Below are 26,137 nucleotides of genomic sequence, written 5' to 3'. Positions count from 1 at the left end.
ATATAGCAACATTTGTGGTACCTCAACCACCGCGTAATACTTGCCCCCTTATTTTCTTCAGTATCGACTTCAATCGTTCCATTGTGGAATTCACTTTCACTGTATATCCGTAATGCACTTAAACCCGTTTTTCAATTCATATAAAAGGCTTGAAAGCGATTCTAGTTGCTATGCTGCCGTGCTTTTTTTCATATATTAGGACAAGTCACCATGCAATGAAAGACTCTCTATTATGTTAGGAGGGCAGTCAGTGTATCTATTGTAGGAACAGTCGGGTTTATAGGTTTACTAGCACCTCATGCAGCTAGGAGAATGGTTGGATTTGAACATGGGAAGGTTATTCCAGTCAGTCTTTTTCTTGGAGGAATTCTTTTAACTTCGGCTGATCTTATAGGAAGAATTGTTTTAGCTCCTAAAGAAATTCCTTCTGGACTTGTCGTTGCTCTAATAGGCACACCATATCTCTTATATTTACTGAGAAAAATATAGAATACGCCTCCTTTTTCTTTTTGAATTTAATAACTTCGGTATACCTTATATAAAGTTAGGTGACGACGTGTAAATTAAGGGGCGGAATAATACTTAAAGTAAATAGGGCTTTTAACATGAGAGTTGCTCTGGCAGCTCTTTTTTTTTATGGAGCAAACTGGGTCAATAGCGTCTTTATTTTTAAAATTTTACATGCAATAATTTGTACATTCGTAAAAATAACAAAAAAGTACCGAGGGGAAGTTTAATAGTCAAAGAAATTATTTTTCTGAAACTCTTTATCTTGTCTGATTCAAAAAATGATGGCGGCTATGATGTTCGGATTTTTGCACCTAATGAAAGTTTCCTTTAAAGAAGGTTGCTGAGGCAGCCTTTTTCTTATTGAACGAACAGGTGATACAAAATGGGCAAAGTCTACACAAAAGGAGGTCTTCCAAATGAGTAAAGAATCAATACTAATCGTAGAGGACGAAGAAAAAATCTTAAGATTGCTTGAATTGGAGCTTGAAATCGAAGGCTACCAAGTCGGAAAGGCAATGGACGGAAAGAAAGCCCTTGAAGCGTATCGGTCACGAAAGTGGGATTTGATCTTATTGGATGTGATGCTTCCAGGCATAAGCGGGATTGAGCTGCTTCGGAAAATTCGTACGAAAAACAATTTCACCCCTGTCATCCTGTTAACTGCAAAGGGCTCGGTTGAAGATAAAGTTTCCGGTCTTGATCGCGGTGCGAATGATTACATCACTAAACCTTTCCAAATTGAGGAGTTACTTGCCCGAATTCGTGCGGTTTTAAGAATGCGGACAGCAGCACCTTCAATGGAAGCTGAAGACGATGGATGGCTGAATACTGCTGATTTAAAGGTGAATGTCAAAACACGCGAGGTCATTAGAGGTGAAAGCGAAATTGACCTAACGCCAAAGGAGTTTGATTTACTTCATTATTTACTGAAGAATAAGCGTCAAGTGCTAAACCGGGATCAAATTCTCGAAGCGGTTTGGGGGTATGATTTCTATGGAGAGACAAACGTGGTGGATGTGTATATCCGATATGTTCGCAAAAAGCTCGAATATGGCTTTGATACGCCGCTTATCCATACTGTAAGAGGCGTTGGCTACGTCCTGAAGGATGCAAAATGAGACTGCGCAAGAAAATAAATTTATATACAGCGGTGCTATTCATTTTCCTGCTCCTATTGATGAATGTTTCCATTTATTTTGTCTTTAGTAATCTGATGATGGTGAATGAACTTAATCGTGCGAAAGCGGAGACAGAGAAAATTGCCTTTGATGTTAGTGAAAATGTTAATAATATATCTCCAAATGATTTACTTCGATCCTATCTGCCTATAGATGGCATGATTGGTATTGTAAAAGAGGGTCAACGAAAAGGTACAGCCGTTACATCCAATTCTGAGAAACAATTAAGCAATCGCAATAGCAGTTTTTATCCCGGTGAGAAGAGCGCGATCATCACTTATCATCAGAACAAGTATGTATTCGTTTCAAACCCGATCGTTTGGGGGGATGGGAGTGTAGTTAATCTTCAAATCACCAAAAGCATTTCGGCAACCGAGGAAATGCTCGCTGTTCTGCGCATCGTATTAATCGCTGTAACCATCATTGCCATGATACCTGTTCTGATATCAAGCACTATTCTTAGTAACTTCATCGCCCGTCCGATTCGATCGATGATTGATACGATGAAAGAGATTCAAACAAGCGGACAATTTAAGCGACTTAGCCTGGAAGAAAAAGCAAAAGATGAACTTGTGGAAATGGGGAAAACCTTTAATCACATGATCGATTTGCTGCAAGCCAACTTCGAAAAACAGGAGCAATTCGTAACAAATGCTTCACATGAATTAAAAACACCGCTAACTGTCATCGAAAGCTATGCAAGCCTTTTGAAAAGAAAAGGGTTGGAGCGGCCTGAGTTGTTTGATGAATCCATAGAGGCCATTCATTCTGAAGCCATTAGAATGAGAGAGATGACAGAACAAATGCTTCTACTTGCAAAGCATCAGGAAAAATGGAATATAGAGAAGGAGAACGTCAATCTGACCGATATCATGTCAGACTTAGCAAAAGTATATAAAAATGCGTACAATCGAACAGTGGAGATTTATAGTAGCGATGCAATTGAAGCACTTACGGACGTGCAAAAGTTAAAACAGCTGTTGTTTATTTTTTTAGACAATGCAAGAAAGTATAGTGATGAGCCTATCTCAGTCTACATAGGACAAACAAGTAGAGAAGCATATATCCGCATCGAAGACAGAGGGGATGGAATTCCCCAGGCTGAATTGTCAAAAGTGTTCGATCGCTTTTATCGTGTAGATGAAGCAAGAAGCCGAAAGCAAGGCGGATCAGGTTTAGGGCTTTCCGTGGCAAAGGAAATTGCTGATGCAATTGATGTACGGATTGAAATGGATAGTCTCGAAGGCAGGGGAACGAACGTTACTCTTTTATTTAATTAAACTAGAATGACGTTGGATGGGTGATACGATGAAGAATGGAAGAGTGCTGATAACAGCTGGATCAACTCTCGTTTTTGGTCTGCTATTATTCGTCGGATTTCAATGGTGGGCTCCACCATTATCCGCGGAAAGCTTGACGGAAGAAGAAGTGAACCAGACAGCAAAAGATAAATATCCTGGAACCATTATAAAGACAACGAAAACTGAAGGTGAAGAATATCAGATTGAAATGCAGCTTGAAACCGGGGTATATCTTATTAGTATGGATGCGAAAAACGGAGAAGTTCGTTCTTTAAAAAAAGAAACCATAGGTCATGCAGCAGAAGAATCGGCGGAAAAAACACCCCAAAAGCAACTAACCCAAAATGAAATAAAGGCGCGTATTTCCTCACAAGGCGATCTGGAACAAATTGATTTGGTGCAGGAGAAAGACAACTCCCATTATAAAGCAGTGGTAAATAAGAATAATGAAAAAATCACATTAATTCTCGACCCATATACAGGAGCTATAATTGACTCGACAATGGTAGCAGATAGTATCATTACAGAAAACGAAGCAATCGCGATTGCCGAAAAACATGTAAAAGGAACAGGTGATGATACAGAATTTTATCAACCTTCAGATCAGACACCTTATTATTTGGTCGAAGTTGAATTAGAGGACGATCGAGACGCAGTCGTTCAAGTGGACGGCTACACAAAGGAAGTAAAAACAATCACATGGGAAGATGATGAAGTGGATGATAGAGACGGCCCCGAATAAATCAGGGCGTTATTGGAACAAAACATAAAAAAGGGTGATGCATAGTTAAATATGCATCACCTTTTTTTAGTAAGAAAAATGCAAAAAAAAAGAGAAGGAACTGTAATAATTCTCACCATTTTCTAATCCTTCTATCATTTAACTCTAATTTAATATCTTTAACATGGAATAAAGCACCAAATGATAAAACGGAGCCAAATAAGACCGTTTATGAAAGGCATCTGGATTATTGTACATAGAACCTCATATTTCAACACGAGAAAGGAGAATAAATAATGTCAGTTATTTCCAGCATTCTGGATTACAACAAGACGTTTGTCGAACAAAACAAATATAAAGAGTTTCAAACGACAAAGTATCCAGATAAAAAGATCGTCATCATAACGTGCATGGATACCCGTCTGTTGGAATTGCTTCCAAAGGCGATGGGGTTAAGAAATGGAGATGCGAAAATCATTAAAAACGCTGGAGCTATTGTTTCTCATCCTTTTGGCAGCATTATGCGCAGTATCCTTGTCGCTGTTTATGAGCTAAAAGTGGAGGAAGTGTGTGTGATCGGACATCACGGATGCGGTATGGTGGGGCTTCAATCCTCTTCACTTCTTGATGCCGCAAAGCAGAAGAAAGTCAGTCAGGAGCAAATTGATGTCCTTACAAACTCTGGTATTGATTTATCAAAATGGCTGTCAGGCTTTCAATGCGTTGAGGAGAGTGTAACGAATAGTGTCCGTTTGATTGAAAACCATCCATTATTACCGGATTCCATCGCCGTTCACGGTATGGTCATCCATCCCGAAACGGGTAAATTGGATCGAATCATAGATGGATATAGAAACGTTGTCAGCAAGGGCGAAATACAAATTCAATAAAAGAAGGAGCGATAAAATGATAGATTCTAGCAGGCTTGAAGGATACAACTTAGGCCATTTTCAGAAAGACCTGGTTGCCGGGGTGGTGGTTGGGATTGTAGCGATTCCTTTAGCGATGGCCTTTGCCATTGCTTCCGGAGTAAGACCGGAATATGGACTGTACACATCAATTATTGCAGGAATCATGGTCTCCCTTTTTGGAGGATCGAAATATCAAATTGCAGGCCCGACTGGGGCCTTTGTCCCGGTCTTGTTAGGTGTGGTCATGCAGTACGGATATGAAAAACTGTTAATCGCCGGCTTCCTGGCAGGTATCATGATATTTCTTATGGGTGTCTTCAAACTGGGAAGATTCATCAAGTTTATTCCCCGTCCAGTTACGATCGGCTTTACTGCTGGAATTGCTGTGATTATCTTCTCTGGCCAGATTGCCAATTTCTTTGGGCTCAGTAATTTAAAAAAAGAAGAAGCTTTTCTTTTAAATATGAAAGAAATCTTAATGAACTTCAATACAGTGAATCTCTATAGTGTACTGGTAGCTATCATAAGTTTAACTCTCGTCATATTAACTCCAAAATATTTACCGAAAATCCCTGGAGCATTGCTGGGATTGATTGTATCAACTCTAGTCGCCAGCTTATTCTTTCCAGGTCAGGTAGCTACCATAGGATCGGCTTATGGCGCCATTCCTAATGCATTGCCCCAGTTTCAGTTTCCCCAGATCACTGGCGGTCTGGTGATTGAACTCCTTCCAGCTGCTTTGGTCATTGCCATGCTAGGAGGAATTGAATCACTATTATCCGCTGTAGTGGCAGATGGTATGACCAACAGTAAACATAACAGCAATAAAGAGCTGATGGGGCAAGGATTGACCAATATGATTACGCCTTTATTTGGAGGAATTCCGGCTACAGGCGCCATCGCGCGTACTGCAACGAATATTAAAAACGGTGCAGTCTCCCCTATATCAGGTGTGATCCATGGGCTGGTGGTATTGCTCGTGTTAGTCAGCTTGGCTCCTTATGCTTCAGCCATTCCTTTGGCCAGCATGGCCCCCATTCTGATGTTTGTCGCCTGGAACATGAGCGAACGCAAAGAATTTTCGCATATCTTAAAAGCAAAAACCATGGACTCGGTCGTATTGATCGTTACCTTCGTGTTAACCGTATTGATTGACCTGACAACAGGTGTAGGGATCGGATTACTATTAGCCATTCTATCGTTCGTTAAACTGATGAGCGGTACATTGAAATTATCAAAGGTATTACCAGATCCAGCTGATAAACTAGTTAAACCAGAAATGGTGCAACAAGGTTCAAGCTGCCCGCAGATTAACATTTATACGATAGAAGGACCTTTATTCTTTGGTTCAATCGAAAGGCTGCAAGAAGAAATCGAGGAAATAATGCGTTCTAAACCAAAAGTCCTGCTATTAAGAATGAGCAATGTTCCATTTATTGATACATCGGGAGAAGCCCTTTTAACCGACATCGTGAAGCAATTCAAGTTTCATAAACTACAAGTGTTGATTTCCGGAATTCAACAGGAACCTAAAGAAATGCTGAGAAAAACTGGATTTATTAAACTGGTTGGTGAGGAACAGTTCTTTTCCAGTACGGGTGATGCCATTAATAAAGCTTTATCCAAACTGGATGAGAACCGTTGTAAAGGGTGTAAACAGTTTTCATTTGCTGAATGTACCGCACTCTCACAGCAAGTTCAAAGGCCTGCGTTATTAAAACAGAAACGAAAACGGGAGATAGGATTAACTTGAATCCTAAAGAATAGAAAGGCATCCGCTTTTGGCAGATGCCCTTATTCTTAATCAACTATCTTCTTAATTCGCCATGTCTATAAATGAATACGTAGTAGTCAGGAAGGTTACAAGTAGAAGTAACTCAAATACAAATAGATTCATAAAGACACAATGGAGAGGGAGGGACAGCTGCCATTTACATATTGTGGTCAGTAGCTTCTACAAGTACCTTTGTATGGCACGGGTCAATTTACTGAAGTTAACTTTCGTTAAACATCATAAACCCATACTATTGACCAACAAACCGGTGGGATTGTAATTGATTCAACAGTTTTCCCCTTGTAGGGAGCCTCTCAGCCATAGCGAAAAGCCGGATTTCAATACTTGTTGAATCCGGCTTTTCGTTATTACTCCTATTTGAAGAGTTTTGGGTAGACATGGTGAATAGTGGTCAAAGTATAAACCATAGTATCGTCATTCATAAATGATATTCAATTAATAGAATCGAGGTGTTTAATCTTAATATTATTAAAGACCGCTTTGCCTCCCTCTGAGAAGAGGGATATTCCTTTATCATCAAATTCAGGGAATATTAAATTTGAATGTGCAATCTTTCCATCATCCACAAACACCTCAATACTTGTTTTATCAATGAGGATCTTTAAGTGAACATGTTTCTTGCTAGAATCATATGGAGCAATACTTTTAATATATTGATTACTTGCGTCAGGGTGTTCGGTAAAAGTTCGATTGACATAAGAGTAGTTTTCTTCTGCAAAAATTCCTACGTCAATGTGGCGTGTTTGATCTGCTGATTCCCGAAGCCTTAAGCCTACATTGTTTATGTCTGACCAGTTGATATCGGTCTCCAATTGATATACATCACCTTTTACATCTAGTGTTTTGGAACCATTCACTTCAATTTTTTCATAAGAATCCGTTGTACTCGTCAATTCTTTCAATGCTTCGATAGGTTGTGAAGATAAATAATATAGGTTGTTGCCTGCATGTTTTAGCCCGATTTGGCGAACGATGGAATCCATTCCATTAAAGCCTTCTTTTAGGGTCGGAGTATTATCGGCATAGGCCCAATTATTCATCCAAGCCAGAGCATACCGTTTGTTATATTTATCGCTTTCTGTCCCATCTTCAAATGTAACTCCACCATACCAATCGAAGCCATAATCTAACCATTGCGGTTCATTGTGATCTGGGAAGAATTCCATTCCATCAAAGCTTCCAGTCCAATAGGCGTATGTGTTTGGTTTACCATTCGATTGCCCATTAGCACTGACACCAAGAACCCATTTTAAAGTCCCATCATCCGCCCGTAACAAATAAAGGTCCGGGCACTCGACAATACCTATGTTTTTCGTGACAAAACTGCTCATATACTGCCAATCTTTTAGGTTGTGAGACTTATAAAAACCTATTTTTGTTCCTTCAGCCATGACCATTATCCATTTATGATCATTGTCATCCCAGATGATTTTTGGATCTCTAAAATCTTTCGTTCCTGGATTTGAAATGATAGGATCATCACTGTAGGAGGTAAATGTTTTACCGTTGTCCGTACTATACCATAGAAATTGTTCCTGTTTACCGCCATCCTTGGAAGGCTGCGTAACAATTGCCACAAGAGCATCTTTTCCAAAGCCTGCCGTATTTTCCTTGTCCACAACGACTGATCCCGACCAAGGATCTCCATTATCATTGGTATATTTCGGAATGGCTATTCCTTGATCACTCCAATGCACCAAGTCCTCTGAGGTTGAATGACGCCATTCTGTTCCATTTCCATCCGGATAATCCCCATTATAGAGGTAAAAGTAATGGTACTCTCCATCAATAAAAATCGGCCTCTGAGGATCGTTTTTCCATTTGTCAGGTACAGTGAAATGGTAGTTAGCTCGATACGATTCCTCTTCATGCTTAACTGGTAAAGTTGATTTGACTAAATAGACTAATAATCCGGCAATAAACAATCCAAGTATTAATACAGCCAACGACTTAAAACCTTTCTTATTAAAAACTATTTTGTCCAAGTAAATCACCACGCTTTTATTTTTCCTATTTTGTTCCTAAGATAATGTAAAACTTATTTAATTAAAAAAAGAAAATGTCAATTTTACTGACATTTTCTTTTTTTTGTTAATTTTATGAAACTTCGGGTAAACATTAAATTATTGGTTATTCGTTAGTTGACCCTGTTCCTGAATACTATCTTCTATCACAGCTGTATTTGGCCCTTCAATGTTAAGTGAAAAACTTGGGGCAAAGGTGGATTTATGGTCTTTAAAATAACCTCTATTTGTCATGTAACTTGTGATAACTACATTATCGCTTTCCGGTTGTGGGATAGCATAGTGAGCGTATGTCCAAGTAATATCATAAGGATCAAGATCTTGGTGTAAGACAATTCCTGTTTTATTTAATGGTTTGTATGGGCCAGTTAAAGAATTTGCCACGTAGCCTAACATGTAAATATCTTTATCATCAATTCCATCAATGGTCATTTTTGATCCTCTTGTACTTGTGAATAAATACCATTTTCCGTCTTTTTTAAATATGTTAGGACGTTCAATTTCATCTGTTACTGTATTCGAAACAATCAAGGGTTTCATTTCATTTTTTAATGTATAATCATCGTTTATTTCAATGATGCCAATTGCACCATTTGCTAATTCAGCTAACCCTTTTTTAGAGCTTTGCAGAAGTTTATCCTTTTCAGCTTGGAAGAATTTATTGCTGTTGCCATAGTAAGCTCTGTTGTAAAGTGATTCTTCTCCTTGGTAACCATATTCAGTCCCAGTATTCGCTTCAAAAACAAGGTATTTACGACCATTATCTTCAATATAGTGAGGATCTCTCAATGTATGATTATCACTAAAATTTTCATCACCGAAAGCTTTATCATGTGATTGATAAAACTTGCTGTCTCCGCCTTCATAGATGGATTTGTAATCTTCTACGCCATCCACTTGCAATGTATTAGCACCTGACTCAGATAAGTTTACTTGAGCTGTTGTTAATGTTTGTTTACCGTATTGCTTAGTATCTGGTGAAAACTGTCCGCGATTTGTATAGAATAAGCGAACTTCTCCATCAGACGTGAAGGTTGCAGAACCGGACCACTCTTCTGCTTGATTTTTTAAATAAGGATCATTTGGAACATTCTTATCATTATCATCAAATACTCTGCCAGCATTTTTCCAAGCATCAATGGATGTTTCTCCAACTTTTTTGTAGAACAAGTAAATGAACGTATCACTACCATTTTTAGGGTCTCCAGCTAAACCAAAAACGATATGATAGCCCTTATATTCTGCCACTGTACCATCAGCGTTTTGTAATGGCCAAGTATCCCACACATCCATATCGATTAAATTACCTGATTCGTCATACTTTTTTGCTGAGGGAATGTTTTTTATTGTTGATTCGTCAAACTTGGGAACTGTAAACCTCGCATCGCCTTGTTGATTAATCATTTTTTGCATGTCGTAACGAGTGATTTGTGAAGTGCCATACTTTTCATTGTGATCTAATGGGTCTTTTGCTGCCGCGAAAGTTTCTGAGCGACTGCCTCCTAATAAGATAACTGTACTAAGTGTTATTACTGTTGCTTGTTTGGCAAGCCTGTTAAGGTTCATATGCCTTCCTCCTAGAATGTTTATTAGTATATAAAAATAAAGTCTAGTGGAACGATTACTTTTTGGGAGTAACAGTCCCGGCTGTTTGAAGTACTAATAAAATTATAGGTTAGTCTTAATTCTATGGATATGTCATATATTGATTAGAATTTAGTCTTATATTGATATCGTATTTTTCGACGTACAAAAAAATGCCCCAACAAAGGAGGCAAGAAGTGTACAGAAGTCCTATTTTATTCGCTTGAAGCCCTATCCCATGACTTCTGAAACTCATGCAGTAATTGATCACGATTAAGCTTGTTTCCTACATATAGTTGCATGGCAGCTGCAAACTCTTCTCTTATTCCGACAGGGAAATTAAACCAGTTGGAGTTTAACGTTTTTCCTTCTTTATAATACTGAATTGTTTCATCAGCAAGAGGTCCTAAATTGTCAGCTTCAATGTTAGTAAAAGCAGGAATGAATTTAAAGCGTTTTGTCAAAAACATTTTGCCTTGTTCAGAAGAAACCATCCAATTTAAAAATCTCTTCGCTTCTTTCTTCTTTTCTGGTGTGGTTTGTTTGTTTACAACCCAATAATTCGGTACGCCGACCATCAAGGCTTCCTTCTTAGGTTGATCATTTATTGGTATTGGCATAAATCCGATGTTCATATTCGGTGATTGTTGATCGATCATCGGCTGTATCCAGTTTCCTTGTTGAATAATCGCTGCATTTTTTGAAGTGAATAGATTCACTTCCATGTTGTAATCTGTTGATAGCGGGTTACTGTTTCCATACTTTAATGTTACATCCAACAAATTGATTAGATCATTGAATTTTTGATTATTATATATTTTTTCAGTTCCATCATTTAGGCCTTTTATAAAAGCCGGTGGATCTTCTTGCTCTGTAAAACCGACATTCATTAAGTGGTCACCCAATTTCCACTCTTCATAATATCCAGTTGCAAAAGGAGTAACCCCTGCTTTTTGCAATTTTTCAGCGACTGCTATCAATTCGGTCAGCGTTTTGGGTAATTCATCGATTCCTTCCTTATTAAATATATCCTTATTATAGATGAATCCGTACCCTTCCAGATTAACCGGCATCCCATGAATTTTCCCATCGAATTTCATAGGGGTTAACGCATCTTCATATGAATGTTCGACCCAGGGTTGGTCAGAAAGATCCTCCAAATATTTACTCCACTGTTTGGCACTTTCGTATCCGCTGTTTGTGAAAATATCAGGACCATTGCCAGTGGCCATTTTTGCTTTCAAATCAGCAAGGTCATCCATAGCCCCGCCTACTGTGTGAACCTTTATATCTACATTTGGATTTTCTTTTTCATAAGCAATCACCATTTGTTCGAACTGCGTAGAAATTTCAACTTTCGGATTCCTTACGCTCAAAGTGATTTTTCGCTCTGAAATTTCAGGTTTTTTTGTTCCGCTCTCGGTCTTTGTTTGACATGCACAAAGTGATAGGCTTAATATTCCGATTAAAACTATGTTTAGTATCTCTTTTTTCATCATGTCACCCCTGTAATTTTCTAATTAAGGTGAATTATTTAATTCTGATCTGCATTCTTTTCACCGTTTCGGTATTCGAATGGTGTCATGCCAACCACTTTTTTGAATAGTTTTGAAAAGTATTTCTCATCCTGATAGCCGAGCATTAAAGAGATGGAGTAAATACTTTTTTCGGTTTCTCTTAACCAACGTTTTGCTTGGTCAGTTCTTAGTTTAGTGATGTATTTGGACAGGAGCATTCCGGTTTTTTGTTTGAACTTTCTTGAGATATGTTCGCGACTTAAGAAGAATACATTCGATAGCTTTTCTAAACTCAATTCTTCCATGTAATATTTTTCAACATATGAAACTATGTCCTCTATGCGACGTGCAACATCCAAGTCATCCAAACGGTGGATGGATCTGAAATTTTGATTTTTCATTGCTTTTTGTAATGACTTAAAGGAATTGTGAATGTCCCCTAGTGATTCCAAGGGCTCGCCACAAACAAGGCGAACAGGAATATCAAATTGATGACTGATCCATTCTTCAACGGATAACCAATGGTCAGGTATGGTGATCACTAGACAAAGATTATGATCATTCTGAAGCGCAAATACATTTCCGATTTTCCGCTCAACAAGTTCGTCAGCAAGTAACTGAATGTAGGGGGCAGGATTGTGCATTTGATAAAAGGAAATTAATGTAAGGTTGTATCCATCTGCTTTTGGAACATATGACTCAATATCGTTTTTGTCGAAGTGTTCCCCCATACAAGCGGCAGTAACTAATTGATTGCCCCGAAACCTTTTAACATCTTCATATACACCGGTATCTTTATTAGCACGAACTTCCTCTTCATTCGCCCATGATTTAACGGCTTCTTCCAGTGTTTTGTTAAATGCATCAGCTTCAATCGGTTTCAACAAATAATCGAAGCTGCTAAACTGAATTGCTTTACGCATAAATGAATAGTCGTCAAAACCCGAAATTAAAATCACTTTACCAGGATAAGAAATGGAATCTAGCCACTCGATTAGTTCCATACCGCTCATTCCAGGCATTTTCACGTCTGTAAAGATGATTTCCGGACTTTCCTTCTCTATCATTCTTTTTGCATCATCGCCATTACTTGCTTCTAATAGATGGGTGATACCGTATTTTTCCCACTGCCCCAAATGGCGTATTACGTCACGTACATTGAACTCATCATCGACAATTAAAGTTTTCACAGATTTCATCTCCTTATATGAATGAGTTTTTGAATAGCTACGAAGCAATCTATTCATTAGCAAGCGGGAATTCTAGTGGAATCAATATTTTAACGGAAAATCCTTGTCCTTGATACGTATCCACATCTAGGCCTGCTTTTGGTCCATAATTTAGAACTAAACGGTCATAAATATTTTTCAGACCGATATGATTATGTGAATATGTGTTTTCATGGGGGGACGCATATATATTTTCTCTTAATGTTTGAAGCTCCGCCTGAGTCAAACTAGGACCGGTATTTTCAACGATGAGGTGTAAAAATTCTCCTTGTATTTCTCCATAAATAGTTAAATGAGCATGATAGAAACCTTCTTCATAACTGTGTTTAAAAAAGTTTTCAACGAGAGGCTGAAGAATCATACTTGGAATCGTCATATCAAGAATCGTCTCGCTTATTTTAATAGAATAGTTCACATTGTTTCCAAAACGCTCCATTTGAAGATTTAGGTATGCTTCTATATAATTCACTTCATCTCGAACCAACACCCATTGATTCGCCTTGATGGAGTAGCGCATCATTTTAGATAGCGATGTCAATAATTGGTAGACTTTTGGGGAATTAGATCTTAGGGCAACTGCACCAATAGATTGTAACGAATTAAATAAGAAATGCGGATTAACCTGAGATTTTAATGCTTTGAATTGGTTTTTCCTATTTTCTATTTCGAGTTTATATTCTCTTTCAATGTGTAGATTGATTCGGTTCATCATATCCTTCATATGTTTTTCAAGCTCACCAATTTCGTCTTTTCTTCCATCATCAAAGGGGACATCCATATTTCCACCTTTTATTGTTCTGACTTTCTTGCTAAGAAGTTTAATGGGACGAGTAATTCTGTATGAAATAATACCAATCATTAGTAGCCCTAACAAGCCAACTATTAGTCCAACAATTATATTTGTATAGGCAGTCTTCCGGACATCGTCGAATAATACATGATTAGGGGTTATCTTAACTAATTTCCAATGATTTAATTTTCCTGATAATGTTTTGGTTAAGATAATATCTTCACCCTTAATCTGCTTTTTAAAATCAGGAGTAACGGATTTTCCTATAAGGGACCGATTATTTGCATACATGACAATGTTATGCGAATCCATAAGTATTACAGATTCTTCATCCTTTTGAACAAGGCTGTTACATATACGGGCATAGGCATCTAAATCTATATCAACTGTAATTATTCCGAGATATTCGTTTGAAGGCACATCGACTATTTTATGGTGAAAAGTCATCACCATTGTTTCGTCCGACTGCGGAATGATCGCTGTGTCATTGTAATTTTGAATTTGATGTGGCGGCTCAATCATGTAATTAGAGTTAGAGCTATAAAATTGTTTTATCGGATCCTCATTTAATAAATCGGGTTGAGGTTTCCGCGCACTGACCGTCGCATTATAAACTGTAAACGATTCTTTATCCTTATCAATATAAAACCGAACTTGACGGATTTCGTTTCGCATCAGATAAAAGGTTTCTATACTTTTTTCCATTGCAACCGGGTTAAAATATATCGAATCTTCAAAACCATTCTTAAAAATCCGGAATAAATCGGGATTTCGATATAATATATATGGAAGATTAATCATGTCATCAAAGTATTGCTCCAGTTCTTCAGCGTTATTCTGAAGTTGTTCTTGGCTATTTTCAAGCTCATGTCTCTCCACACTATTTTTTGTATAGCTGTAGATCAGAAACACTGATAGAAAATACGGTAAGATGATAAAAAGAAGTAACATTAACAATAAGCGACTTTGAATGGTTTTCACAGAAGGTGCCCCTTTCGCTAAAGGCCCATTTTTTATTTCATGCAGAGTTTATATAAACGTTACAAACAAATAATCCTTAGCTCCATTACTATGATGCAGTATTTTTGCTTTATTTAGTCTTAAGAGTTTATGAAGGGATTGCTCTAGATGGAATCACTACAGTGATGGCGGCCCGCATAAATTAATTAAGAGATTTAGTCAGTCTTGAATTACTATTTTAAAACTATATCAAATAAACACGTATCGTCAAACATACAAGTGATGCACATTGAAGACATGCATCAAATAACTATTGATATTAAAAAACGAAAAACTCATAATTTATCATTTTTCAAAGTTAGAAGAAAGGAAGAGTATAAATGATTACGAATATAGGAGCTTGTCTAGAAGAATTTTGAATGGGTGTGCTGACAAATCAGGTGAATTACAGTTAAAATCGATTACTTTGTACTTTCATTTTTTAGTTAGGGTCAACTTTTCTTCTACAGGCTAAAAGGTTTTTCAGATACCTTTAAGATAAAGCAAAACGCATGCCCAAGTATTAAGAGCATGCGTGGACTTTTATTCTTCTATGATATCCAACTCTTTCAGGGCTTCAAGAGTAATCGTTTTGGCTTTGCTTCCGCTGCCGTCGATGTTCGTTGCGAAGGCCCATTTTTCTTTGTCCGTTTCGATGTAACCCACATACCAGCCCAATCCCATATCAGAAAGGCGTGTCCCGGTTTTTCCATGGAGAACATATGAGTCTGCTTCTTCATTTATCATGATTCTCTTGACGGTTCTCATATGCAGCTTATCGATAGGCAGTTTTTCTTCTACAAGGTTTTCGATGAATTGGACTTGTTCCCGGGCAGAAATCTTTATGCTGCTGTCGAGCCAAAACTGGTCGATCCCCCCGGAGATATCATGATTGCCATAATCTATCAGGTTCACATATTGCTGCATATCTTCCGCACCGATATCGCGGGCCATTGCTTGATAATACCAGATCACTGAATGCCTCATGGCTGAAGCCAGCGTATGATCTCTGTTCCAATCCTCAAATTCCCTGATTACACCATCCCAACGCTTCACTTCATATTCATCGCTTACCGCTTTTGTCTGTAAGCCGATTAATGCATTCGCGACTTTAAATGTCGATTCTGGAGTGTAGCGTACCTTACTTCTCTGTTTATTATAGATAAATACTTTATCATTTTTTAAGTTTTGAAGTACCATCGTGCCTTCCGCTCCATCGAAAGACTCCCCGATATCCAGTTCTTTCACCTTTTGATCGTTTGCACTTGCATGAATCGTACTCATGGAACCAGTGACTAGCAGGACAAGAATGAAACATAACGCTTGGATTTTCATTACACACTCTCCTTTAAGGCTGGATTGATCGATCATCAGAATAATTTCCATAAAATAGGTTTATAGCCTAAAGTATACCTATTTCTGATAAAAAACGAAACCTAATTCTTGGATTCTGTTTAGATAGTATCGATCAAGGAGGAGTTCAGCAGGTAGCTAATGAATACTAAGAGCAAAAGAAAGAATGGGAGGAATCTATCATGGAGGTTAACCAAAGAAAAATAAATAGTAATGAAAAAGAAATTACATACACACATATTGAAAACGGAAGTCCAGCCGTTTGTTTTATGTTTTCAGGAGCGGGGTACACGTATGAGAAGCCGTTATTCTATTATTCGACGATGATCATGCTTCAAAATCAATATGATATCGTACATATTCATTACGCTTACGACCAGGATATTTTCAAGCATCCATTGGTGGATATTACAAAAGTGATCGTTAATGATATCAATCCCGTCATTACGGAAGTACTTCAAAATCATGAATATAAAGGAACAGTATTTCTAGGCAAATCACTTGGCACCATACCCATCATCAATGGAATCATGAAAAGTGAGCGGTTTATGAAAGCCAAAATGATTTTGCTTACGCCGCTATTGAAGTTCGATTCGATTTTTGATGGGTTATTGAGCAGCAATCATTCAGCACATATAGTTATAGGAGAAAAAGATCATCATTATATTCCAGGTAAAATTCAAGCGATTGAAAGTAAAACGAATATAAGCATGGATAAAATCCCACATGCAAATCATTCATTGGATATTGAACCTTTCGATACTTCAAGGACGATTATCATGCTAGAAGGTGTAATGAATAGAATGGAAGAGTTTTTAAAAATATAGGTTAGCGAAATACAAAAGGGATTCAATCCATGGGTTGGTGGGGGAGAATGTTATAATAAGCGTATTGTAGTTTGGATTTAAGAGGGGAGAAAAGATGGAGGGAACCAATACATTTCATTCAATTGATGAATATATTATACAATTTCCCGAAGAAGTTCAGGAGATATTAAAAACGATAAGAAAAGTCATAAAGGATGCAGCACCGGATGCAGAAGAAAAGATAAGCTATCAAATGCCTACCTTTGTTTTATATGGAAATCTGGTGCATTTCGCTGCCTATAAAAAACATATAGGATTCTATCCAGCTCCAAGCGCGATCTCTGCTTTTGAATCTGCTTTATCTGAATATAAATGTTCAAAAGGGGCTGTTCAGTTTCCACTAAACAAGCCAATTCCTTATGAATTAATAACCGAGATGGTTATATTTAGAGTGGAACAGAATAGAAAGAAAGCAGAAGGGAATTTGAAAAAGAAAAAATAACAAAAACTATTATCGGAATTCACCAAATATTTAACAATTGATTGTGAGATTCAAGACCGAAAGAGAAAGGTGGAAATATTATGTTCAAAAAATTATTCAGTAAAAAAGAGAGTGTGGAACAACTGCTTGCTCCTATAAATGGACAAGTAATAAATATTGAAGATGTTCCAGATCCGGTGTTTTCCGGTAAAATGATGGGGGACGGAATAGCGATTCTTCCTGAGGAGGGGTTGGTCGTATCTCCAATCGATGCAGAAGTGATTCAGGTTTTTCATACTAAACATGCGCTAGGCCTACGCACAAAACATGGCATAGAAATGTTGATTCATATTGGATTGGAAACAGTTAACCTTAATGGTGAGGGATTTGAAGTCCATGTTGCAGAAGGGCAAAATGTAAAAGCAGGAGACAAGCTTGTTACATTTGATATCGAATTTCTGAAAGCCAAAGCTCCAAGCATCGTGACTCCGATTGTTATCACGAATGGCGAGCTAGTTGAAAAACTGGAAAAAACAAATAGTACCCAAGCAAAAATTAATGAAACGGAGATTATGAGTGTTTATTTGAAATAAAAGAAAAGGTACCATTAGACTTCGTGCCTTCTAGTACATTAAAAACAGTCCTTACTGGCGAATGCCGGCAAGGACTGTTTTACTATATCTGCAAGATTTCAGCTTCACTTAGCACAGTGAGCTATTCCAATTGCACATGCCCTAAATCACTATTGAATGATTTAAGATCATTAATTAACTGGTTAATATTTTTGCTTGGACCGCTATCATATAGAGCATTTCTAAATCTTAAAAACTTGGTTCCCTTTTCTATTAAACTATTCAATAGCACATTTTCAGGGAATCTTAGTGTGGATTTCTTAGGAATATCATTCCATTCTTTACTAGCAAAACCATGGTACCATATAAATAATATAGCTGGATTTTTTTCTATTAGCTTTTTCATTTGCCAATCCATAAAACGTTCGGAAAAGCCGCAGTTGCCAATACCGGTATTTAAACAATCATACATTGCCTGTAAAATTGAAAGCCAAATACCATCAACATCATCCCAATCATAAAAGCCCGAGAGAAATTGATTTTGATAAGAGATAATGACTGTGCCGTATAAGGAAGTTCCTTTTGAAGTAAATAGCTGTTGATTTCCCAATTGCTAGGACGAAATGATTGGGATTGATCCTGGTAAAACAACTGAAATCAAAACCAAAAACAGTAAAGAAAATTTTCCGGATACTTCATGTTTTAATACTAATTTTCATATGCATACCTCCTTAAAAGTAATTAATTTTAGAGCATGGTTATATAGTTTTTATTTCAAAAAAGACAAAATGTGTTTTAGTTTTGAAACCATCTGGTATATGAATTTCAATTTTTAGGCGCCATCCAATGTTGAAGCAGCAAGGGGAGAGGGATATACTTCTTGAAAATTTCTTAAGGTAAACTCACAGGTTGTTTTAAAATTGAATCAGCCTGTTTGAAATACTTTAATTAGGTGAATTATGAATGTTCCCCGTGACTAAGGTTGTATCTGTTCAATGTGAATGCAATCACTGCTCTAAGCAGGATAATCGAAAAATGCAGCGAATAGTAGGTGAGTGAACAAATAAATCAAGCGAGGGTGAATTGGATGGGAGTTCAAGCAGAAAAGATCTTTGTAAACTTGCCTGTTAAAGATTTGGATGCCTCAGTAGAATTTTTCACAAAGGTCGGCTTTGAGTTTAACGAGCAAATGACCAACGAAAATGCGACATGCATGGTTATCAGCGAGTCCATATATGTGATGTTATTGGTGGAAGATTACTTTAAAACATTTACCAAGAAAGAAATCCCGGATTCTGCAGCGAGTACCGAAGCCATCGTTGCCCTGTCCGTTAAAAGCAAGGAAGAAGTCGATGAGATCGTGAATAGGGCACTGGATGCTGGCGGAAAGCCTTTTAACGAAGCCATTGATCATGGTTTCATGTACGGTTGGAGTTTTCTGGATATCGACGGACATTCTTGGGAAGTATTTTACATGGACGAAAGCGGATTTAACCAAAATTAAACCAAAAGCAAGGCACAATCCTTCACGAAGGACTGTGTCTTTTTTAATGTTAGTAAGCGATCTTAGCTGAAGTTCATTCATAACAATACTGGGCGAATATCCTTCCACTCATAAACCAATAGATTCAATTCAGCGCCAGCCATTTTGATTTTTTCTGTTTTAAACAATTCAGCACCAAATGCCTCATAGAAGTATCGAGATTTATTATCTTCTAACACCTCAACGAAAATTGTCTTGAATCCCAGTTCTTCGAATTTAAAAAATAATTCTTTGATGAGTTTCTTACCTATCCCCATTCTTTGAAAATTTTCGAGGATATATATAGCAGTTAAATCACCAGAATTCTCAACTTGATTCGTATCCCTTTTCCCGCCATCTATAAATCCAACTATTTTTCCTTCGTTATTTTCTGCGACATAAACATAATTTTCATCTCTATTTATATTCTTTATCCATATGTCTTTCCTTTTCTCATAAGACAGATTATCTAAAAAATCACTCGGCATTATTTCTTTATAAGTAGTTCGCCAGCAATCCACATGGACTATTGCTATACCTTCCGCATCAGCAACCGTTGCCTCTCTTATTAGCATAGTGGTTCCTCCTTTTTTAAGTTTGCTATATTTCTTATAATTTACTAATATTATCCATTTTGCAACTAATCGGCCCGAGATATTCCAAGAATTAACTTTGTATGTTACTATTTTCTATAGTTTGCTTAATGTGGAAGAAGGTATGAGATGAAGCGGATTTTCCGTAGTAAAGTATTTTATTTATTAATCTTCTTGGTTACCTTGGGGATTGTGCTGGTTTTTAATAATGACAAAGAACCGACTGAGAAATTAACTGAAGATGAATTTTTTACAACTTTAGAGGATGGGAAAGTGACATTTTTAGAGTTGGAGCCACAAAAAAGTGTTTATGAAATAAGAGGTGGGCTGGTAGGGTATGAAAAGGATCAATACTTTATCGCGTCTGTACCAAATAGTGAAATTTCACTAGATAGAATGAATAATGCTGCAGAGGAACATGATATAGAAAAAATTGAGATTACGCCAGAAGACGAGACAAGTGGATGGGTCTCTCTTTTTACAACGACCATTCCGTTCATGATCATTTTCATGCTGTTTTTAGTCATATTACTATTTACAGTTGTAATAAAAAGATTGGACCGTCATAGATAATGGAGTTTTCGTCGATATATTCCTATTTTCGGAGATAAAACTATAGATTTCGTCGATATATTTCTAATTTCGCAGATAAAACTGTAAGTTTCGTCGATATTTCTGTTGAGTTGTGACTTCTGCAAAAAAAGGGATAAACATATAATTTGATATTGAAGATTCCAGAATAGTTTGATAGAATGAAATAAATGAAAAAGACTATGTGCAACTGGCGAAACACGGATAACCGTGAGGGAACACATAGTGTCGTAGCCGTTCGCCTGGGCAGAGGTAAGGGATTTTATCCCTTGCCTCTTTCTGTATATTAACAGATATTGAAGGTTTAAAGTCAGTATTTTGAAATTTCAAAACTATCATATTCAAAAGAGGAGCAAACAAAATGAGCACAATTCTTTTAGAAAAAGTGAAAACGATCAAGGCGTTAAATAATATTGCCGAAAGCGGACTGAATGTATTCAACAAAGGGGATTTTACGGTTGATAATGACAGTGAAAACCCTGATGCAATCGTTCTTCGCAGCTTTAACATGCATACTATGGAATTCGGCGATCAGTTAAAAGCAATCGCAAGGGCAGGGGCTGGAGTCAATAATATTCCGGTCGACAAATGTACCGAGCAAGGAATTGTCGTTTTCAATACACCTGGTGCTAACGCAAACGCTGTAAAAGAAATGGTGCTAACGACATTAATGGCTTCATCTCGTAACCTTTTTGCAGGTGTGGCTTGGACAAAGACACTAGAAGGCGAAGGAGAACAAATTCCAAAGCTTGTTGAAGCAGGAAAGAAACAATTCGTTGGTAAAGAAATCAAGGGGAAAACTCTTGGCGTAATCGGTTTAGGAGCGATCGGTGCACTTGTAGCGAATGATGCGCTTGATTTGGACATGGATGTCATTGGGTTTGACCCGTTCATCTCTGTTGATACAGCTTGGAATTTGTCACGCAATGTACAGCGCGCCATGACGATTGAAGAATTGTTTGCAGAATCTGATTATATTACAGTACACGTTCCATTAACTGACGACACAAGAGGAATGTTCAACCAAGAAACATTCAGCATCATGAAGCCGGGCGTACATATCTTGAATTTCTCACGCGGCGAGCTAGTGAATGAAACTGATATGCAAGCTGCACTTGAAAGCGGAAAAGTAGGCAAGTTCATTACAGACTTCCCGAATGAAAACGTGCTGAAAATGAAAAATGTCGTTCCAATTCCGCATCTTGGTGCCTCTACGCTAGAGTCAGAGGAAAACTGTGCGATCATGGCAGCTCGTCAGTTGAAGAGCTTTTTAGAAACAGGGAACATCAAGAACTCTGTGAATTTCCCGAACACTTCCCTTCCTTATACAGGAAACCGTCGTGTGGCAACTTTCCACGAAAACGTTCCGAACATGGTTGGGCAAATCACGCTGGCTGTATCAAGCTTTAATCTGAACATCGCTGACATGGTTAACAGAAGCCGTGGGGGATATGCCTATACGATCATCGACATTGACGGTGAAGTAAACGGCGATATCATTCCTGGATTGGAAGAAAAAATCAAACAAATCGAAGGCATCGTTACAACTCGTATTATCTAATTGGAACCGGAAGAAAGATGATTAATAGTGAAAGCCTCAATTCCTTTAAGGAGTTGAGGCTTTTTTAGGCTTTGTTTATTAAACTAAAAATCTGTCAGGGTTTCACCTCCGTTTTTTCTTCATAATGTACAAACAACATCAAATAGAGTGCGAATAGAAGATGCAAATAAAGTGGAATATCCTTATCGTTTTGAATGGCAACAAATACGTAAATTCCATATAGCAATATAGGAATGGTTAAAAGGATTCTGAGCTTAGTCATATGCCATCCTCCCATTTATCCTCAAATATTAATACATCAAGCATTTGAGCCACTTGAAAATCCTTTTCTGCTATTGCATGTATTAAACTTGTACAATTATTTTCCCTGAGAACATCTGCTAATAATTGTAGGTCCATGGTCATTACTGATGTTTTCATAGTTTCATCCTCCCAATTAACTAAATATTCTGTCACTTCTGTTAATACAATAGTATGAAGTACAGTGCAAATGCTGTCAATCTATATTCCATCTGTACTCATTTTAAGTTAATGGAATTATAATTTATCTACCAAAATAACTATCTCATATATATATATCTACTTAGTGAGTTAGGCAAAACGGTACCCAACAGGGGAAGCATTGCGATCAGCTGAACGCCAGGGAGCAACGTGTTGCGAACCTTAATCAATGTAACCTTACATTCTCAGCCAACCTGTCAGTTCAATATGACTTTTGTTTATCCCTCTAAGTAAAAGAATCGCCCCTATGAAATACAGAGACGATTCCTTATGTTAAACACCCATTCTACACAGAAAGGATTACCCTATATTGTTCTTCCCCAAAAATTCTGATGCTGATGAAGGATATTCGTTGTTAAAAAAGCTCCAACAGGAGGTAATTGCCCGGTATAGGCATTACCGCTAATAGGAAATTCATTCAGAGCTATATCAGTAGTGGCAATCCATGATCCGGACTCACCTGCGTGCAGAGAGGGAGGCTTCATAAGAAAACGTCCTTGAAGAATGAAATGTCGAATTCTACTCTGTTGATCATCAATTATGGTTAAGTTGCCGGAGAAAGTGGCATAAGGTGAATCAAATGCGATTTGTTTGGTGCTTTCATTCCAAAATCCATTAATCGGAATGGGTCTGCCACGAAAATTAACCGTACCAACCACCCTATTTTCTATAATGGAGTTAATGGTAAGTGTGCCCCAAATAATCGTTCTGCCAGCTATTGAAGAGTGGATACCCCATACAGATGGGAATGGAAAGCTAATTGAAGCAGTTCCCTGTGAAGTTACCAATGTTATGCCCTCCTTAAAGGTGGTTTATTTCTGAGGAAGCTCCCTTTTTTAAAGGAACAATCCAGTATATGCAGCACGAGCAGAATAATCCAATAAACAAGGGTGAGTGGGTTGAACAAGTTGGGCAGGGAAGGAATGGAGGGAAATGAGGTATCTACGGCGAAAGTACACTATAGAAATGTGTTGAAAATAGGAAGAGCATCTAGGTGACCATGTAAACGGATTTAAACTGCTAATGAACCGATGTTGAAGACAAAAGCATTAAGAAAAGCAGCTTTTGAAAAAAGAAACTGTAATAGATCGTAAAAAAACATGAAGGAGTGACGGATATGCACAAAAGAGATTGTTCCAAATTGAAGTGTCAGTGTTTCATCGTACCTAACTATATTCTTGAGAATTTGGCACAAAATGAAGTGGAAGAAGCACGGATCAGTTTAGCGAAAAGCCGTCAAATGCGCAGGCGCAGAATTTTGAAAGAATACGATATTGACGGTGTTGTCGCTTTAACTGATGCAGGATCTGGGCGTCATGGTGAATCTGCCCGCCATGTTTATGATTGCAGGGGAGGAACGAAACTCCGGGAGAATGAGGCTAGGAAAGAAGGAGATCGATCAAGTGCAGACCCGGTAGTTAACGCTGCATACGATTATAGCGGAGTTGTGCGTGATTATTTCAAGGATGTCTTGCACCGTAATTCAATTGATAACCAAGGCCTTGATATCATTCTGAACGTTCATTATGGCAATAAATTCACGAATGCCTATTGGGACGGAGATGAAATGGTATTTGGTGATGGCGATGGGGTCATCTTTAGCAATTTTGCCAATTCACTCGATGTAATCGGACACGAACTGACACATGGGGTTACCCAGTTCACAAGTGGATTGGAGTATGAAGGTCAGTCGGGGGCTTTGAACGAACATCTTTCAGATGTATTTGGAGTTGCCATAAAACAATTTCATTTAAAGCAAACAGCAGGTGATGCCGATTGGCTGATCGGTGCTGATATAATGGGACCAACACTGAAAGGGCAGGCCCTCCGTTCGATGAAAGCGCCAGGTACGGCATTTGACAATAAGTTAATGGGTAAAGATATTCAGCCTGATCATATGAAGAACTTCTATAAAGGAGAACGCGATAATCATGGTGTCCATATCAATAGCGGCATACCAAACAAAGCCTTTTATCTAGTATCGATGGAGATCGGAACAGACAAAGCGGCATTGATTTGGTTCAACGCGATGCAGAATTTATTTGCGACGGCGAATTTCAATCAATTCGTGCAAATTGTCATCAAGGCAGCGCAAAAACTTGTTGATAGCGGAGAAGTTACGAAAACAGCGATCAAGACAATTGAAAATGCTTTTAAAGCCGTTGGACTGCCTGAGTAGTCATATTCCATGAATAGGAGGCTCCATCTACCATGCATATCAAATTTAGCTGCATAGGGGGATTTGCCAACCTCGACTTGAATTTTCAGATAGATACAGAGAAATTGCCGAAAGAGAAAAATGAGGAATTGCAGAACTTAATGAAGACAGCTGACTTACCTAATGCTAGCCAAAGTAAAATGGCTGGAGCTAAAGCACAAGGGTTCGACGCGTTTTCATACCAGCTGGATATAGCCGATGAAAAGAAGAAGCAGTCTTACACATTTACTGACATAACAGCTCCAGAGGAAGTAAGACCCTTATTGGATTATCTACGGAATTTAGCAATTGAAATAAAAATGGCAGAATAACCAAGAAAAAGTCTATCATCACGATAGACTTTTTTTGTGGCCTTAAAATTTCACAAAAATGTCATTTTATTTCACTTTTATATGAATTTTGACTGTTTGTTCTCTAATTGGACACATATTAACAAGAAAATAGCAATTTAGAACAGCAGATTTTAAAAGGAAATTCGAAAGTATAGACCTTTGATGGGATTTTGTAAAGAGTCAGCCAATCAAACAGGCGATGCAGTCACAAAAGGGAATGAATTTTGAAAGAGGTAAAATTAGATGGATTTTACAAAAAATTCATAAAATAGGATAATAGTCGCATGGAGGTGAATGACATATCAAGAAATGAAAGTGACGATAGACGGAAATCAAAAAACCCCTAGGTGAGTACGTCCTGGAAGACATCACCTAAGGGCTTGGGAGCAGGAGTATACCTGCCTCTATATCCAGTATACTCCAAAAAAAATGAATGGGGAAATGGGGAGTGAATGGAAGGATGATACGAAAAAACTATTTATTGAATAAGGAAACGGTGGGATTGATGGAGCGTTACGATTCCAATGGTGTGGAGATGTCCACGGTAGTGGAGGGAGAGAGCACATTCCATGTTGCCCAACCGCGCCAGGAAATCCTGAATAACACGTTAAACTACTTTGGGTTGGATCTGGATGGCGGACTTGCAGCAGCCAAATCCGTGCTTGGCGGAAAATACAGGCTGCCAGTCTGCATAAACGCCCAGCAGGGAATGGTCTGGTTCTCCTCCCGCTCATTCCGGAAAAGAGGAGGAGTCTGGTTTTCCTACATCCACATTCGTGACTTAGAGGAAATGAACGAAAAAGAAACGCTGGTCCACACAAGCTATGGACATTGCCTTCCTGTAAACTTAAGCAAAAATCAGCTCGCCTTCAAAAGGGACCAAGCATCCTATCTGCATACGACCTTCCATGAACGCTCATTGGGCAAAAAGACCTTTTATTACGAACCGGGAAGCGGAATCACCTTTTGCAAAGAACCCGGGGAGGTCCATTACAGGGTGAAAGGGAAGGGATAATAAGATGAGAGGAAGACCGCCGAATTGGCGGTC

The 26,137-nt window shown here is 38.0% G+C and carries 25 protein-coding genes, 1 pseudogene and 1 riboswitch; of the genes and pseudogenes, 15 read left to right on the top strand and 11 right to left on the bottom strand.

Translation table 11 applies throughout. From position 1 onward, the window contains the following. Positions 1-255 precede the first annotated feature (255 nt). The 6 genes and pseudogenes from ACIQZD_RS05905 to ACIQZD_RS05880 all read left to right on the top strand — a co-directional run. Positions 256-489: pseudogene (locus ACIQZD_RS05905) on the top strand (iron chelate uptake ABC transporter family permease subunit); the annotation flags it as partial. Between the two features lie 437 nt (positions 490-926). After that, positions 927-1,628: a response regulator transcription factor gene (locus ACIQZD_RS05900; protein ID WP_402899356.1), complete on the top strand. Its 702-nt coding sequence runs from the start codon at positions 927-929 to the stop codon at positions 1,626-1,628. Further along, positions 1,625-2,968: a sensor histidine kinase gene (locus tag ACIQZD_RS05895; RefSeq protein WP_402899353.1), complete on the top strand. Its 1,344-nt coding sequence runs from the start codon at positions 1,625-1,627 to the stop codon at positions 2,966-2,968. Before ACIQZD_RS05900 ends, ACIQZD_RS05895 begins: the two co-directional genes overlap by 4 nt. Positions 2,969-2,996: 28 nt before the next feature. Next, a complete protein-coding gene (locus ACIQZD_RS05890) occupies positions 2,997-3,731 on the top strand; it encodes a PepSY domain-containing protein (RefSeq protein ID WP_402899350.1) in 735 nt (244 codons plus the stop codon). Positions 3,732-4,006: 275 nt separating this feature from the next. Beyond that, complete coding sequence (locus ACIQZD_RS05885; RefSeq protein ID WP_402899347.1) at positions 4,007-4,600, top strand: beta-class carbonic anhydrase; 594 nt, start codon at positions 4,007-4,009, stop codon at positions 4,598-4,600. Positions 4,601-4,616: 16 nt separating this feature from the next. Then, the gene (locus tag ACIQZD_RS05880; protein WP_402899344.1) at positions 4,617-6,374 is read left to right on the top strand and encodes a SulP family inorganic anion transporter; all 1,758 of its coding nucleotides are present in this window, start codon (positions 4,617-4,619) and stop codon (positions 6,372-6,374) included. Between the two features lie 473 nt (positions 6,375-6,847). On the opposite strand, the gene ACIQZD_RS05875 is transcribed toward ACIQZD_RS05880, so the two are convergent. From ACIQZD_RS05875 to blaOXA, 6 genes are all read right to left on the bottom strand, one after another. Beyond that, the gene (locus ACIQZD_RS05875; protein ID WP_402899341.1) at positions 6,848-8,362 is read right to left on the bottom strand and encodes a glycoside hydrolase family 32 protein; all 1,515 of its coding nucleotides are present in this window, start codon (positions 8,360-8,362) and stop codon (positions 6,848-6,850) included. A 177-nt stretch (positions 8,363-8,539) separates the two neighbouring features. Further along, on the bottom strand, positions 8,540-10,006 hold the full coding sequence (locus ACIQZD_RS05870; protein WP_402899338.1) for a glycoside hydrolase family 68 protein: 1,467 nt from the start codon (positions 10,004-10,006) through the stop codon (positions 8,540-8,542). A gap of 233 nt (positions 10,007-10,239) precedes the next feature. After that, positions 10,240-11,520, bottom strand: coding sequence for an ABC transporter substrate-binding protein (locus ACIQZD_RS05865; RefSeq protein ID WP_402899335.1), 1,281 nt, complete (start codon positions 11,518-11,520; stop codon positions 10,240-10,242). 38 nt (positions 11,521-11,558) lie between these two features. Further along, complete coding sequence (locus ACIQZD_RS05860; RefSeq protein ID WP_402899332.1) at positions 11,559-12,731, bottom strand: response regulator; 1,173 nt, start codon at positions 12,729-12,731, stop codon at positions 11,559-11,561. Positions 12,732-12,780: 49 nt separating this feature from the next. Next, a complete protein-coding gene (locus ACIQZD_RS05855) occupies positions 12,781-14,541 on the bottom strand; it encodes a cache domain-containing sensor histidine kinase (protein WP_402899329.1) in 1,761 nt (586 codons plus the stop codon). A gap of 561 nt (positions 14,542-15,102) precedes the next feature. Then, on the bottom strand, positions 15,103-15,894 hold the full coding sequence (gene blaOXA / locus ACIQZD_RS05850; protein WP_402899326.1) for a class D beta-lactamase: 792 nt from the start codon (positions 15,892-15,894) through the stop codon (positions 15,103-15,105). Positions 15,895-16,094: 200 nt separating this feature from the next. Here blaOXA and ACIQZD_RS05845 point away from each other — a divergent pair, with 200 nt between their 5' ends. The 3 genes from ACIQZD_RS05845 to ACIQZD_RS05835 all read left to right on the top strand — a co-directional run bounded on the left by ACIQZD_RS05845 (position 16,095) and on the right by ACIQZD_RS05835 (position 17,792). Beyond that, a complete protein-coding gene (locus ACIQZD_RS05845) occupies positions 16,095-16,739 on the top strand; it encodes an alpha/beta hydrolase (RefSeq protein WP_402899323.1) in 645 nt (214 codons plus the stop codon). A 94-nt stretch (positions 16,740-16,833) separates the two neighbouring features. After that, entirely contained in the window at positions 16,834-17,220 is a 387-nt protein-coding gene (locus tag ACIQZD_RS05840) for an iron chaperone (RefSeq protein WP_402899320.1), read from the top strand. Between the two features lie 80 nt (positions 17,221-17,300). Then, a complete protein-coding gene (locus tag ACIQZD_RS05835; protein WP_402899317.1) occupies positions 17,301-17,792 on the top strand; it encodes a PTS sugar transporter subunit IIA in 492 nt (163 codons plus the stop codon). Between the two features lie 121 nt (positions 17,793-17,913). Here the strand turns inward: ACIQZD_RS05835 and ACIQZD_RS05830 are convergent, their stop codons facing one another. Continuing rightward, positions 17,914-18,381, bottom strand: coding sequence for a hypothetical protein (locus ACIQZD_RS05830; RefSeq protein WP_402899314.1), 468 nt, complete (start codon positions 18,379-18,381; stop codon positions 17,914-17,916). Positions 18,382-18,858: 477 nt separating this feature from the next. On the opposite strand from ACIQZD_RS05830, the gene ACIQZD_RS05825 reads away from it, so the two are divergent. Next, positions 18,859-19,275 (top strand): VOC family protein, encoded by a 417-nt coding sequence (locus tag ACIQZD_RS05825; protein WP_402899311.1) that lies wholly within the window; start codon positions 18,859-18,861, stop codon positions 19,273-19,275. 77 nt (positions 19,276-19,352) lie between these two features. On the opposite strand, the gene ACIQZD_RS05820 is transcribed toward ACIQZD_RS05825, so the two are convergent. Further along, complete coding sequence (locus tag ACIQZD_RS05820) at positions 19,353-19,868, bottom strand: GNAT family N-acetyltransferase (RefSeq protein WP_402899308.1); 516 nt, start codon at positions 19,866-19,868, stop codon at positions 19,353-19,355. A gap of 147 nt (positions 19,869-20,015) precedes the next feature. Here ACIQZD_RS05820 and ACIQZD_RS05815 point away from each other — a divergent pair, with 147 nt between their 5' ends. Both ACIQZD_RS05815 and ACIQZD_RS05810 read left to right on the top strand, forming a co-directional pair. Then, the gene (locus ACIQZD_RS05815) at positions 20,016-20,459 is read left to right on the top strand and encodes an ATP-dependent metallopeptidase FtsH/Yme1/Tma family protein (protein WP_402899305.1); all 444 of its coding nucleotides are present in this window, start codon (positions 20,016-20,018) and stop codon (positions 20,457-20,459) included. A 194-nt stretch (positions 20,460-20,653) separates the two neighbouring features. Beyond that, a riboswitch (ZMP/ZTP riboswitch) is annotated at positions 20,654-20,732 on the top strand. Between the two features lie 106 nt (positions 20,733-20,838). Next, positions 20,839-22,038: a phosphoglycerate dehydrogenase gene (locus ACIQZD_RS05810; protein WP_402899302.1), complete on the top strand. Its 1,200-nt coding sequence runs from the start codon at positions 20,839-20,841 to the stop codon at positions 22,036-22,038. Positions 22,039-22,132: 94 nt separating this feature from the next. Here the strand turns inward: ACIQZD_RS05810 and ACIQZD_RS05805 are convergent, their stop codons facing one another. From ACIQZD_RS05805 to ACIQZD_RS05795, 3 genes are all read right to left on the bottom strand, one after another. After that, positions 22,133-22,300, bottom strand: a complete 168-nt coding sequence (locus ACIQZD_RS05805; protein ID WP_170971670.1) for a hypothetical protein — start codon at positions 22,298-22,300, stop codon at positions 22,133-22,135. Next, the gene (locus ACIQZD_RS05800) at positions 22,297-22,458 is read right to left on the bottom strand and encodes a hypothetical protein (protein WP_402899298.1); all 162 of its coding nucleotides are present in this window, start codon (positions 22,456-22,458) and stop codon (positions 22,297-22,299) included. Before ACIQZD_RS05800 ends, ACIQZD_RS05805 begins: the two co-directional genes overlap by 4 nt. Before the next feature lie 386 nt (positions 22,459-22,844). Continuing rightward, complete coding sequence (locus tag ACIQZD_RS05795; protein WP_402899295.1) at positions 22,845-23,327, bottom strand: hypothetical protein; 483 nt, start codon at positions 23,325-23,327, stop codon at positions 22,845-22,847. Positions 23,328-23,656: 329 nt separating this feature from the next. On the opposite strand from ACIQZD_RS05795, the gene ACIQZD_RS05790 reads away from it, so the two are divergent. The 3 genes from ACIQZD_RS05790 to ACIQZD_RS05780 all read left to right on the top strand — a co-directional run bounded on the left by ACIQZD_RS05790 (position 23,657) and on the right by ACIQZD_RS05780 (position 26,104). Then, positions 23,657-24,718 (top strand): M4 family metallopeptidase, encoded by a 1,062-nt coding sequence (locus tag ACIQZD_RS05790; protein ID WP_402899292.1) that lies wholly within the window; start codon positions 23,657-23,659, stop codon positions 24,716-24,718. Between the two features lie 32 nt (positions 24,719-24,750). Further along, a complete protein-coding gene (locus tag ACIQZD_RS05785; RefSeq protein ID WP_402899289.1) occupies positions 24,751-25,068 on the top strand; it encodes a protealysin inhibitor emfourin in 318 nt (105 codons plus the stop codon). A 481-nt stretch (positions 25,069-25,549) separates the two neighbouring features. Next, positions 25,550-26,104 (top strand): competence protein ComK, encoded by a 555-nt coding sequence (locus ACIQZD_RS05780; protein ID WP_402899286.1) that lies wholly within the window; start codon positions 25,550-25,552, stop codon positions 26,102-26,104. Positions 26,105-26,137: the final 33 nt, after the last annotated feature.

The organism is Peribacillus sp. NPDC096447 (genome assembly GCF_044762725.1).
Classification (GTDB): Bacteria; Bacillota; Bacilli; order Bacillales; family DSM-1321; genus Peribacillus.
Note: the sequence above shows the minus strand (reverse complement) of the source record. Positions and strands in the feature narration are given on the sequence as shown.